This is a genomic window from Burkholderia lata, from assembly GCF_000012945.1.
Lineage (GTDB): Bacteria > Pseudomonadota > Gammaproteobacteria > Burkholderiales > Burkholderiaceae > Burkholderia > Burkholderia lata.
The window spans coordinates 278,798-291,500 of the sequence record NC_007510.1 but is presented as its reverse complement, the minus strand read 5'-3'; the positions used below and the strand labels follow the sequence as shown (position 1 = coordinate 291,500).

At 66.1% G+C, this 12,703-nt stretch carries 12 protein-coding genes; 10 read left to right on the top strand and 2 right to left on the bottom strand.

The window, feature by feature from the left end; genetic code table 11:
• The first annotated feature begins 199 nt into the window (after positions 1-199).
• From paaA to BCEP18194_RS07170, 8 genes are all read left to right on the top strand, one after another.
• The gene (gene paaA / locus BCEP18194_RS07205) at positions 200-1,198 is read left to right on the top strand and encodes a 1,2-phenylacetyl-CoA epoxidase subunit PaaA (protein ID WP_011350663.1); all 999 of its coding nucleotides are present in this window, start codon (positions 200-202) and stop codon (positions 1,196-1,198) included.
• Positions 1,199-1,235: 37 nt separating this feature from the next.
• Positions 1,236-1,520, top strand: a complete 285-nt coding sequence (paaB, locus tag BCEP18194_RS07200) for a 1,2-phenylacetyl-CoA epoxidase subunit PaaB (RefSeq protein ID WP_010092957.1) — start codon at positions 1,236-1,238, stop codon at positions 1,518-1,520.
• 9 nt (positions 1,521-1,529) lie between these two features.
• The gene (gene paaC, locus BCEP18194_RS07195) at positions 1,530-2,333 is read left to right on the top strand and encodes a 1,2-phenylacetyl-CoA epoxidase subunit PaaC (RefSeq protein ID WP_011350662.1); all 804 of its coding nucleotides are present in this window, start codon (positions 1,530-1,532) and stop codon (positions 2,331-2,333) included.
• 25 nt (positions 2,334-2,358) lie between these two features.
• On the top strand, positions 2,359-2,922 hold the full coding sequence (paaD, locus tag BCEP18194_RS07190; RefSeq protein ID WP_011350661.1) for a 1,2-phenylacetyl-CoA epoxidase subunit PaaD: 564 nt from the start codon (positions 2,359-2,361) through the stop codon (positions 2,920-2,922).
• A gap of 5 nt (positions 2,923-2,927) precedes the next feature.
• Positions 2,928-4,016, top strand: a complete 1,089-nt coding sequence (gene paaE, locus BCEP18194_RS07185; RefSeq protein ID WP_011350660.1) for a 1,2-phenylacetyl-CoA epoxidase subunit PaaE — start codon at positions 2,928-2,930, stop codon at positions 4,014-4,016.
• A 128-nt stretch (positions 4,017-4,144) separates the two neighbouring features.
• Positions 4,145-4,957: a DUF1835 domain-containing protein gene (locus BCEP18194_RS07180; RefSeq protein ID WP_011350659.1), complete on the top strand. Its 813-nt coding sequence runs from the start codon at positions 4,145-4,147 to the stop codon at positions 4,955-4,957.
• Positions 4,958-4,973: 16 nt separating this feature from the next.
• Positions 4,974-5,579 (top strand): TetR/AcrR family transcriptional regulator, encoded by a 606-nt coding sequence (locus BCEP18194_RS07175; RefSeq protein WP_011350658.1) that lies wholly within the window; start codon positions 4,974-4,976, stop codon positions 5,577-5,579.
• A gap of 242 nt (positions 5,580-5,821) precedes the next feature.
• Positions 5,822-6,469: a GNAT family N-acetyltransferase gene (locus BCEP18194_RS07170; RefSeq protein WP_011350657.1), complete on the top strand. Its 648-nt coding sequence runs from the start codon at positions 5,822-5,824 to the stop codon at positions 6,467-6,469.
• Positions 6,470-6,527: 58 nt separating this feature from the next.
• Here BCEP18194_RS07170 and BCEP18194_RS07165 read toward each other — a convergent pair whose 3' ends face one another.
• Entirely contained in the window at positions 6,528-7,052 is a 525-nt protein-coding gene (locus tag BCEP18194_RS07165; protein ID WP_011350656.1) for an Lrp/AsnC family transcriptional regulator, read from the bottom strand.
• Positions 7,053-7,264: 212 nt separating this feature from the next.
• Between BCEP18194_RS07165 and hppD the strand changes: the two genes are divergently transcribed.
• Positions 7,265-8,362 carry a 4-hydroxyphenylpyruvate dioxygenase gene (gene hppD / locus BCEP18194_RS07160; RefSeq protein ID WP_011350655.1) on the top strand — a complete coding sequence of 366 codons (1,098 nt, stop codon included), beginning with the start codon at positions 7,265-7,267 and terminating at the stop codon, positions 8,360-8,362.
• Positions 8,363-8,494: 132 nt separating this feature from the next.
• Here the strand turns inward: hppD and BCEP18194_RS07155 are convergent, their stop codons facing one another.
• Positions 8,495-8,689 carry a hypothetical protein gene (locus tag BCEP18194_RS07155; protein WP_041492721.1) on the bottom strand — a complete coding sequence of 65 codons (195 nt, stop codon included), beginning with the start codon at positions 8,687-8,689 and terminating at the stop codon, positions 8,495-8,497.
• 330 nt (positions 8,690-9,019) lie between these two features.
• Here BCEP18194_RS07155 and BCEP18194_RS07150 point away from each other — a divergent pair, with 330 nt between their 5' ends.
• Entirely contained in the window at positions 9,020-12,610 is a 3,591-nt protein-coding gene (locus BCEP18194_RS07150) for an indolepyruvate ferredoxin oxidoreductase family protein (RefSeq protein WP_011350653.1), read from the top strand.
• Positions 12,611-12,703: the final 93 nt, after the last annotated feature.

The window sequence follows — 12,703 nt, the reverse complement described above, 5'->3', positions numbered from 1 at the left end:
CGGCAAAATCCTCGTCGGAAAGCGGGCATTGTGCCGCAGAAGACGCGAACCCCACGCGCCGGACCACCATCACGCCGCCCGATCGCGCCCCGACGTCCCTCGTTTACCCGAATCTCACCGCAAATCCACAAGAAATTTATTAACCGACCGGTCGGTTGGTTTATACTTCGCACACATTCAACCGGACGAGAGCCTCGCCATGTACACGCAATCCCTCGACATCCCCGGCAACGTCGCGCCACTCGACGCCGCAGCCGAGTCGCCCGAGCAGGCGCGGTTCGATGCGGTCATGGCCGCCGACGGCAAGATCGAACCGCAGGACTGGATGCCCGATGCCTATCGCAAGACGCTGGTACGCCAGATCTCGCAGCACGCGCACTCGGAAGTCGTCGGCATGCTGCCTGAAGGCAACTGGATCTCGCGCGCGCCGAGCCTGAAGCGCAAGGCGATCCTGCTCGCGAAGGTCCAGGACGAAGCCGGCCACGGCCTCTATCTTTATAGCGCGGCCGAAACGCTCGGCGTATCGCGCGATTCGCTGATCGACGCGCTGCTCGCCGGCAAGGCGAAATACTCGAGCATCTTCAACTACCCGACGCCCACCTGGGCCGACGTCGGTGTGATCGGCTGGCTCGTCGACGGCGCCGCGATCATGAACCAGATCCCGCTGTGCCGCTGCACGTACGGCCCGTACGCGCGCGCGATGATCCGCGTGTGCAAGGAAGAATCGTTCCACCAGCGTCAAGGCTTCGACGCGCTGCTCTCGATGATGAAGGGCAGCGACGCGCAACGCGCGATGGTCCAGCAGGCCGTGAACCGCTGGTGGTGGCCGGTGCTGATGATGTTCGGCCCGAGCGACGCCGATTCGGTTCACAGCAACCAGTCCGCGAAATGGGGCATCAAGCGGATCTCGAACGACGACCTGCGGCAGAAGTTCGTCGACGCGACGGTCGACCAGGCGAAGGTGCTCGGCGTGACGCTGCCCGACCCCGACCTGAAGTGGAACGAGGCGCGCGGCCACCACGACTACGGCACGATCGACTGGGACGAATTCTGGCGCGTAGTCAACGGCGACGGCCCGTGCAACAAGGAACGTCTCGCGACCCGCGTGAAAGCGCACGAGGACGGCGCATGGGTGCGCGAAGCCGCACTCGCCCACGAAGCAAAGCGCCGCGCACGCGCCGAACAGCAAGCCGCCTGAGCGGCACACCATCGAATTCAGGATTCAGGAGAAAGTGATGAACAAGGAATGGCCGATCTGGGAAGTGTTCGTGCGCAGCAAGCAGGGGCTCGACCACAAGCATTGCGGCAGCCTGCACGCCGCCGACGCGTCAATGGCGCTGCGCATGGCGCGCGACGTCTACACGCGCCGCCAGGAAGGCGTCAGCATCTGGGTGGTGCCGTCGTCGGCCATTACCGCTTCGGATCCGAACGAAAAGGCGGAGCTGTTCGAACCGGCGGGCGACAAGATCTACCGTCACCCGACGTTCTACACGCTGCCCGACGAAGTCAACCACATGTAACGCCGCGCCATGACGATCACGCCCGAACACCTCTCCTACGTGCTGCGCCTCGCGGACAACACGCTGATCCTCGGTCAGCGCAACGCCGAATGGTGCGGCCACGGCCCGATCCTCGAGGAAGACATCGCGCTCACCAACATGAGCCTCGACCTCATCGGCCAGGCGCGCATGCTGTACACGCACGCGGCCGAACTCGAGCGCCAGCTCACCGGCGCGACGAAGACCGAGGACGACTACGCGTACTTCCGCACCGAACGCGAGTTCGCGAACTTCACGCTCGCCGAGCTGCCGCACTACGGCCCGATCGCCGGCACCGCGCACGCCGACAACGACTACGCGGTGACGATCGTGCGCAACTTCCTGTACTCGGCGCTGATGCTGCACGTGTGGACCGCGCTCGAAACGTCCACCGACACGCAGCTCGCCGCGATCGCCGCGAAATCGGTGAAGGAAACCCGCTACCACGTGCAGCACGCGCGCGAGTGGCTGGTTCGCCTCGGTGACGGCACCGACGAATCGCACCGCCGCGCACAGAACGCGCTCGACTACCTGACGCCGTACACGCGCGAATTCTTCGCCGCCGATGCGATCGACGACGCGGTCGCCGCCGAGGGCATCGCCCCCGCGCCGGCCGCACTCGAAGCGGCATGGCGCGCGGATGTGGACGACGCGCTCGCGGAAGCGACGCTCACGCTGCCGGCCGCCGTGCAGCATGTGACGACCGGCAAGCAGGGCGAGCACTCGGAGCACATGGGCTACCTGCTCGCGGAAATGCAGAGCCTCGCGCGCCAGCATCCCGGCTCGAGCTGGTAACCGGCCGCCCAAACGGAGCCCGACGATGTCCGTCCAGACCGCCGCCCCCGCCGACACGCTGCCCGCCGCACGCCACGTCGACCCGCTGCTCGCCCGTGCATGGGACGTGCTCGAAGCCGTGCCCGATCCCGAGATCCCGGTCGTGTCGATCCGCGAGCTCGGCATCCTGCGCGACGTCCGCCGCGCGGACGACGGCCAGCTCGAGGTCGTGATCACGCCGACCTACTCGGGCTGCCCGGCCATGTCACAGATCGCGGAGGACATCGCCGCCGCGCTGCAGGCCGCCGACCTCCCTCCGCACCGGATCGAGACGGTGCTCGCGCCCGCGTGGACGACCGACTGGATCACGCAGGAAGCGCGCGACAAGCTGCGCGCGTACGGCATCGCGCCGCCGGTCGGCCAGTGCGGCACCGCCGCGCCGCAGGAAAAGGTCGTGCGCTTCGTGCCGCGGCCGGTCGCGGCGCCCGCATGCCCGCGCTGCGGCTCTGCCCGTACCGAACGTCTCGCGCAATTCGCGTCCACGGCCTGCAAGGCGCTGTATCGCTGCGTCGACTGCCGCGAACCCTTCGACTACTTCAAACCTTATTAATCGATATGGCGACCCCGCAATTTCATCCGCTGCGTATCCGCGACGTGCGGCCCGAGACCGCCGACGCCGTAACCGTCTCCTTCGACGTGCCGCCCGAGCTGCGCGATGCGTACCGCTTCACGCAGGGCCAGTTCGTCACGCTGAAGACCCACATCGACGGCGAGGAAACGCGCCGCTCGTATTCGATCTGCGTCGGCACGACGGACTACGACCGTGACGGCGAACTGCGCATCGGCATCAAGCGCGTGCGCGGCGGCCGCTTCTCGAACTTCGCGTTCGACTCGCTCCAGCCGGGCCACACGATCGACGTGATGACGCCGGACGGCCGTTTCTTCACGCACCTGAACGCCGATCACGGCAAGCAGTACGTCGCGTTTTCCGGCGGCTCCGGGATCACGCCGGTGCTCGCGATCGTGAAGACGACGCTCGAACTCGAACCGCGCAGCACGTTCACGCTGATCTACGGCAACCGCAGCGTCGACGCGATCATGTTCGCGGAGGAGCTCGAGGACCTGAAGAACCGCTACATGAACCGCTTCGTCCTCTATCACGTGCTGTCGGACGACCAGCAGGACGTCGAGCTGTTCAACGGCGTGCTCGACCAGACGAAATGCGCGGAATTCCTCGGCACGCTGACGCCGGCCGACGCGATCGACGAGGCTTTCATCTGCGGCCCCGCGCCGATGATGGATGCGGCCGAGGCCGCGCTGAAGGCGGCCGGCGTGCCGCAGGCGAAGGTGCACGTCGAGCGCTTCGGCACGCCGCTGCCGCAGGCCGGCGCGCCGGTCGTCGAAATCACCGACCAGACGCCGGCCGCCGACCTGGAAATCGTGCTCGACGGCAAGAAGCGCAAGCTGCGGCTGCCGTACGAAGGCGTGAGCCTGCTCGATGTCGGCCTGCGCGCGGGCCTCGCGCTGCCGTACGCGTGCAAGGGCGGCGTGTGCTGCACGTGCCGTGCGAAGGTGCTCGAGGGCGAAGTGCGGATGGAGAAGAACTACACGCTCGAAGAGCATGAAGTGAAGGACGGCTTCGTGCTCACGTGCCAGTGCCACCCGATCAGCGACAAGGTCGTCGTGAGCTACGACGAGCGTTGAGCGACGTCGCGTCGCGGTGCCGGACGGTTTCTCGCCGTCACACATCTCGCTTACACTAGGGGCCGCCGGCCGGCTGGACATCGCAACGTCCGCCCGGCCGGCGGTTTTCTTTTGTTGACGACAGGCCGATGAGTACCATTCATGTGATTCAGGGCGGCACCGCCGCCGCGTCACTGCGCGAAGCACTTGCGCAAACCGGACGCGACGAGCTCGTCGTCGGATTGCTCGACGATCTCGGCGTCGGGCCGCTCAAGGGCGCCGACGAGACGCCCGACACGCGCGCCGCCTTCTGGCAGCGCGTGCTCGGCGACCAGATTCCCGACTGGAACGCAGAGATCGAAGGCGAGTTCGCGCGCCTCGACCAGCTCGCGACCGATACAGGCCAGGTGGTGGTGTGGCATGCGCCGAGCGTCGGCGACAAGTTGCTGCTGCGCCGCGTCGCCTATCACCTGCGCAACGTCCCGCAACGCCTGAACGAAGTGCGGCTGTCGGCCGCCGACCTCGACTCGGCGCCGTCGCGCACCGACCAGGCGTGCGCGACCGGCATGTTCTCGCCGGCCGAGCTGGCGCGGAAGCGCCCGGTGGCCGCGCCGATCTCGGTGCTGCGCATCGGCCGCCTCGCGCTCGAATGGCAGGAGGCGAAGCACCTGAACGCCGAGCTGCGTTACTGGGTCAGCAACACGATCAAGAGCGGCTACTACGAGGATCTCGACGCGTTGATCGTCGCGCGGGCGGAAACCGACTGGCGGCCCGCGGGGCGCCTCGTCGGCGGCATCATGGCCGACGCCGACCGCGGCGGGCTGTTCGTCAGCGACTCGATCGCCTGGTGGCGTTGCCGCGAGCTCGCGGCAGCCGGCCGGCTCGAGCTGCAGGACGACGCGCCCGACGCCCTCTCTTCCACGCAGGTGCGCGCGGCCCGCGCGGCCACCACGCACCGCTAATCTTCCGCATTCGACCATGGCCCGTACCCGAGCGCCCGACCACGAATCCCAGCGCGAGCAGATCCTCGATCTGGCCGCCGACAAATTCGCGCAGACGAGCTACCCGAGCACGTCGATGTCCGATCTCGCGACCGCGAGCGGCACGTCGAAGGCACGCCTCTATCACTATTACGAGAGCAAGGAAGCGATCCTGTTCGACCTGCTCGACCGCTACACGAAACGGCTGATGCTGATCATCGCCGAGGTCGAAGGGGCGAGCCAGCGACGCGGCCTCAGCGAGCGCGACGCGTTTGCGGAGCTGGTGCGCGCATTCCTCGCCGAATACGAGACGTCGCACAGCCGGCACGTCGCGCTGCTCAACGACGTGAAGTATCTCGAGGACGCGCAGCGTGAAATCGTGCTCGACCGCCAGCGCGACATCGTCGCGGCGTTCACAAGACAGCTCGCCCGCGCGTATCCGGACCGCATCTCGAAGGAAAACCAGACGTCCGTGACGATGATGGTGTTCGGGATGATCAACTGGACGTTCACGTGGCTGAAGCCGGGCGGCCGCCTCGGCTACCGCGACTTCGCCGAGCAAGTGATCGACCTGATCGAGCGCGGGCTGTCGACGGCCGCCTGATTGACGCGCAGCAGCAAGCGTTGCGCGACGGGCACACTGCGACCGCCCGCTGCACGTTTCATATGATGAATTTTAAATCTCTTAAAAATCAAATAGATAGCCAATTAACTAAGCAGATTTAGAATTCATCCTCCAGCTTAAACATCGTCAAATACGGGTTTTCCCCAATCCGAGGGCCGACGGTCGGGTAAAATGCTGTTGCATTGCACAACCCGCTGTACGGTCACACTGAGGAACCCACGATGAACACGCAATTCAACGGCACTGCCGATGTCGTCGGCAACGCCGGGTCTGCGCCGGTTCTCGTCAGGGAACTGGCTTCCAAAGACCGTGAGCACATGCTCACTCACTTTCTCTCGCTCGACGAAGAGGACCGCCTGCTGCGCTTCGGCCAGATGGTGCCCGACCACGTGATCGAGAACTATGTCCGCACGATCGACTTCGGCCGCGACACCGTGTTCGGCGTGTTCGACCACGACCTCGAACTGATCGGCGTCGGCCACCTGGCCTACCTGCCGGCCGAGGGCGACAAGCGCACGGCCGAATTCGGCGTGTCGGTGCTCGAAAGCGCACGCGGCCGCGGTGTCGGCTCGAAGCTGTTCGAGCGCGCGGCGATCCGCAGCCGCAACACGCACGTGACGATGCTGTACATGCACTGCCTGTCGCGTAACGCGACGATGATGCACATCGCGAAGAAATCCGGGATGCGGATCGAGTACGCGTACGGCGAAGCCGATGCGTACCTGTCGCTGCCGCCGGCCGACCACTCGACGATCATCGCCGAGATGCTGCAGGAGCAGGCCGCGGTGTTCGACTACGCGATGAAGCGCCAGGCGCGCCGCACCACGAAGTTCATCGAATCGCTGATGCCCGCCGCCCTGACGGCGTAATGTCGGCCAGCCGGGCCGCGCCCGCCGCGCGCCCGGCCCCTCCCTTCCCCGCCGCGCACTAGCGCACCGATCGGATCGGCAACGCGGTCGTCTCCTTGAAGCATTCGAGCGAAAAGCTCGTCTTCACGTCGATCACCGACGGGTGATGCAGCAGATGCTCCTGCACGAAGCGGGAGAAATGCGCCATGTCCTCGACCTGCACGCGCAGCAGGTAATCCATATCTCCCGTCATCGCGTGGCACGCGACCACTTCCGGCCAGGTCTGCACGGCCGCGCGAAACAGCTCCGCATGGGTCGCGCCCGCACGCGCCGACGTTTCGTCGGCCCGCACCGGCGCCAGGCCGCCGCGCTTCTCGAGCCGCACGCTCACGTATGCGAGCAGGTCGAGCCCGAGCTTCTGCGGATTCAGCAGCGCGACATAGCCGGTGATCACGCCGATCTCCTCGAGCCGCCGGATCCGCCGCAGGCACGGGCTCGGCGACAGGTTCACGCGCTCGGCGATCTCCTGGTTCGACAGGCGCCCGTTCTCCTGAAGAATCGCGAGAATCCGCCGGTCGATGGCATCCAATTCGGCTTGCGCCATCTTCTGCCCTCCAATGAATAGTTTGAGACTGGAAATTGCGCCATCGTAGGTTCGGGCAATTAAGTTCGCAAGTTTACGCTCGCAGCTGCCCGCTACACTCTGTCGCACGTACCGATTCGTCGCACACGCCGCCGCGTGGGCCACGTTCGACATCGAACCAGGCCGGGCATGCGCACGTCGCCCCGGTCGATCGCCCCCACAGGAGACACGCCATGCAGATCCCGAACTGGGACAACCCCGTCGGCACCGACGGCTTCGAATTCATCGAATACACGGCACCGGACCCGAAAGCGCTCGGACAACTGTTCGAACGGATGGGTTTCACCGCGATCGCGCGCCACCGCCACAAGGACGTGACGGTGTACCGCCAGGGCGACATCAACTTCATCATCAACGCCGAACCCGATTCATTCGCACAACGCTTCGCGCGCCTGCACGGCCCGTCGATCTGCGCGATCGCGTTCCGCGTGCAGGATGCCGCGAAGGCGTACCAGCACGCGCTCGACCTCGGCGCCTGGGGCTTCGACAACAAGACCGGCCCGATGGAGCTGAACATCCCGGCGATCAAGGGCATTGGCGACTCGCTGATCTACTTCGTCGACCGCTGGCGCGGCAAGAACGGCGCGCAACCGGGCGCCATCGGCAACATCAGCATCTATGACGTCGATTTCGAGCCGATCGCCGGCGCGAACCCGAACCCGGTCGGCCACGGCCTCACCTATATCGACCACCTGACGCACAACGTGCATCGCGGCCGCATGCAGGAATGGGCCGAGTTCTACGAGCGCCTGTTCAACTTCCGCGAAGTGCGCTACTTCGACATCGAAGGCAAGGTGACGGGCGTGAAGTCGAAGGCGATGACGTCGCCGTGCGGCAAGATCCGCATCCCGATCAACGAGGAAGGCTCGGATACGGCCGGCCAGATCCAGGAATACCTCGACGCGTACCACGGCGAAGGCATCCAGCACATCGCGCTCGGCGCCACCGACATCTACCAGGCGGTCGATGGCCTGCGCAGCAAGGAAGTGAAGCTGCTCGACACGATCGACACGTATTACGAACTGGTCGACCGTCGCGTGCCGAACCACGGCGAATCGCTGGACGAACTGAAGAAGCGCAAGATCCTGATCGACGGCGCGCGCGACGACCTGCTGCTGCAGATATTCACCGAGAACCAGATCGGGCCGATCTTCTTCGAGATCATCCAGCGCAAGGGCAACCAGGGCTTCGGCGAAGGCAACTTCAAGGCGCTGTTCGAATCGATCGAACTCGACCAGATCCGCCGCGGCGTCGTGCAGGACAAGGCCTGACGCCTCCGGCGGGCGGCTGCCCGGGGCAACCCGGCAGCCCGCACGATCCGGCGGCACAAAGAAAAAGGGCGGGAATCCGAGGATTCCCGCCCTTTTTGCATTCCGGCGCGGCCCGCAGGCCGCGCGACCGGATCAACGCGCGTTCGCCTTCGACTCGACGGCGCGCTCGGCCGACGGCTGCGCGACGGCATCCTGGGCCGGCACGATCTTCTGCATCTGCGCGCCGGCTGCCGCCAGTGCGCTCGCGCCTCGCGCGTGCACCGGGCCGGTCATCGAGAAAAACGCGGCGGACACGATCAGGAAACTCTGGATATGACGTGTGTTCATTGCACCTCCTGTAAAACTGCCGGCGCCTCCCCGATTGCGTCGAAACGAACCAACGCGTCCGGGCACCTCCGGCAGGCCGACAAGATTAACGGCGTTTGCACGCAGATGGGGACAGCTTTACATGCTTTTACATGATGTAACGCATGGTTCCGCCCTGTTTTTCTGACGCAGCGCCGCAATTCCCCCGCGTTCCAACCGATGGGCGGCGGGTTTGCCCCAGTGCTACCATCGCTTAAAACCGGCCAATATGCCGGCCACTGCCGACGCGTCCACAAGACGCCCGAAGCAGTCGAGTTTTGGTGATCCCAAACTGGGTGGAGGAGACTGTTAATGAATGCCCCGCTAGACGCAGGCCAACGCGCGTCCCTAGAAGCCGCGCTGAAGTCCGTCACGCTTGACGACAAATACACACTGGAACGCGGTCGCGCGTACATGAGCGGCATCCAGGCCCTCGTGCGCCTGCCGATGCTCCAGCAGGAACGCGATCGCGCCGCCGGTCTCAATACCGCCGGCTTCATCTCCGGCTATCGCGGTTCGCCGCTCGGCGGCCTCGATCTGTCGCTCTGGAAAGCCAAGCAGCACCTGGCCGCCCACCAGATCGTCTTCCAGCCCGGCCTCAACGAAGATCTCGCCGCCACCGCCGTGTGGGGCTCGCAGCAAGTGAACCTGTACCCCGGCGCGAAGCACGACGGCGTGTTCGGCATGTGGTACGGCAAGGGCCCGGGCGTCGACCGCACGGGCGACGTATTCAAGCACGCGAACTCGGCCGGCTCGTCGCAGCACGGCGGCGTACTGGTGCTCGCCGGTGACGACCACGCGGCGAAATCGTCGACGCTCGCGCACCAGTCCGAACACATCTTCAAGGCCTGCGGGCTGCCCGTGCTGTTCCCGTCCAACGTGCAGGAATATCTCGATTTCGGCCTGCACGGCTGGGCAATGAGCCGCTATTCGGGCCTGTGGGTCGCGCTCAAGTGCGTGACGGACGTCGTCGAATCGTCGGCATCGGTCGATATCGACCCGCATCGCACCGAGATCGTGCTGCCGACCGACTTCATCCTGCCGGAAGGCGGCCTGAACATCCGCTGGCCCGACCCGCCGCTCGTGCAGGAAGCACGGCTGCTCGACTACAAGTGGTACGCGGCGCTCGCCTATGTGCGCGCGAACAAGCTCGACCGCATCGAGATCGATTCGCCGAACGCACGCTTCGGGATCATGACCGGCGGCAAGGCTTACCTCGACGTGCGCCAGGCGCTGACCGACCTCGGTCTCGACGACGAAACCTGCGCGCGGATCGGCATCCGCCTCTACAAGGTCGGCTGCGTATGGCCGCTCGAAGCGCAGGGCGCGCAGGCGTTCGCGCGCGGGCTCGACGAAATCCTCGTCGTCGAGGAAAAGCGCCAGATCCTCGAATACGCGATCAAGGAAGAGCTGTACAACTGGCCCGACGGCCAGCGGCCACGCGTGTTCGGCAAGTTCGACGAGAAGGACGGCGCCGGCGGCGAATGGTCGGTGCCGATGGGCAACTGGCTGCTGCCCGCGCACTATGAGCTGTCGCCCGCGATCATCGCGAAGGCGATCGCGACGCGCCTCGAGAAGTTCGAGCTGCCGTCCGACGTGCGTGCAAGCATCGCCGCGCGGCTCGCCGTGATCAACGCGAAGGAAATGGCGCTCGCGAAGCCGCACGTGCAGACCGAGCGCAAGCCGTGGTTCTGCTCGGGCTGCCCGCACAACACGTCGACCAACGTGCCGGAAGGCTCGCGTGCGATCGCCGGCATCGGCTGCCACTACATGACCGTGTGGATGGACCGCAGCACGAGCACCTTCAGCCAGATGGGCGGGGAAGGCGTGCCGTGGATCGGTCAGGCGCCGTTCACGGACGAGAAGCACGTGTTCGCGAACCTCGGCGACGGCACCTATTTCCACTCGGGCCTGCTGGCCGTGCGCGCGGCGATCTCGTCGAAGGCGAACATCACCTACAAGATCCTCTACAACGACGCCGTCGCGATGACGGGCGGCCAGCCGGTCGACGGTGTGCTGACGGTGCCGCAGATCACGCACCAGCTCGCGTCGGAAGGCGCGAAGAAGATCGTGATCGTCACCGACGAGCCGGAGAAGTACGACAGCCAGAAGGCGCTGCTCGCGCCGGGCGTGACGATCCATCACCGCGACCAGCTCGACGACGTGCAGCGCGAGCTGCGCGAGATCGAAGGCACGACGATCCTGATCTACGACCAGACCTGTGCGACCGAGAAACGCCGCCGCCGCAAACGCGGCACGTATCCGGACCCGGCAAAGCGCGTCGTGATCAACGACGCGGTGTGCGAAGGCTGCGGCGACTGCTCGGTGCAGTCGAACTGCCTGTCGGTCGAGCCGCTGGAAACCGAATTCGGCACGAAGCGCCAGATCAACCAGTCGAGCTGCAACAAGGACTTCTCGTGCGTGAAGGGCTTCTGCCCGAGCTTCGTCACGGTCGAGGGCGGTCAGCTGAAAAAGCCGAAGGCCGTGTCGGTCGACGGCAACGCACTGCCGCCGATCCCTGAACCGACGCTGCCGGACATCGACCGCGCCTACGGCGTGCTCGTCACGGGCGTCGGCGGCACGGGCGTCGTCACGATCGGCGCGCTGCTCGGGATGGCCGCGCACCTGGAAAACAAGGGCGTGACCGTGCTCGACGTCACCGGCCTCGCGCAGAAGGGTGGCGCCGTGATGAGCCACGTGCAGATCTCGCACGCGCCGACCGACATCCACGCGACGCGGATCGCGATGGGCGAAGCCGACCTCGTGATCGGCTGCGACGCGCTCGTCACGGCCGGCGACGAGTGCACGTCGCGGATGCGGCACGACACGACGCGCGTGGTCGTCAACAGCGCGCAGACGCCGACCGCCGAGTTCATCAAGAACCCGAACTGGGCGTTCCCCGGCCTGTCCGCGGAAAACGACATCCGCGCGGCGGCGGGCGAAGCCGTCGATTTCATCGACGCGAACCACTTCGCGGTCGCGCTGCTCGGCGATGCGATCTACACGAACCCGTTCGTGCTCGGCTACGCATGGCAGAAGGGCTGGCTGCCGCTCACGCTCGCGTCGCTCGTCCGCGCGATCGAGCTGAATGCGGTATCGGTGGAGAAGAACCGTGCGGCATTCGACTGGGGCCGCCGCGCCGCCTACGACCTGGCGAGCGTGAAGCAGGCCGCGGCCGGCGACGCACGCCCCGCGCAAGGCGCCACGGTGATCGCACTGCACACGAAGAAGGCGGTCGACGCCCTGATCGCGAAGCGCGTGGAATTCCTCACCGCGTACCAGAATGCCGCGTACGCGTCGCGCTATGCGGCATTCGTCGACAAGGTGCGCGCGGCCGAGCGCACACTGGCAGACGGCGACACGATGCAGGAGCAGCTGACCGAAGCGGTCGCCCGCAACCTGTTCAAGCTGATGGCGTACAAGGACGAATACGAGGTCGCGCGGCTGCAGTCCGATCCGGCCTTCCTCGCCCGTCTGACCGCGCAGTTCGAAGGCGACTGGAAGCTGAAATTCCACCTCGCGCCGCCGCTGTTCGCGAAGACGGACGCCCACGGCCATCTCGTGAAGAAGGCGTACGGCCCGTGGATGATGTCGGCGTTCCGGATGCTCGCGAAGGCGAAGTTCCTGCGCGGCACGGGGCTCGACCCGTTCGGCCGCACCGAGGAGCGTCGTACCGAGCGCGCGCTGATCGGCGAGTACGAAGCGCTGATCGGCGAGGTGCTCGCCAAGCTGAACGCGGCCAACCGCCCGCTCGCCCTCGAGCTCGCGGCGCTACCGGACGGCATTCGCGGCTACGGCCACGTGAAGGAGAACAACCTGCGCGCGGTACGCGTGAAGTGGGACACGCTGCTCGCGAAATGGCGCGCACCGGCCGGCGGCCAGTCGCACCAGCAGGTCGCGTAACGGCACGCGGCGGGCATTCGCGGTCCGGATGCCCGCCGGCGAGCGGCTCGCCGCTCACGTCACGTCACGTCACGATAAAAAAACGCCACGGAA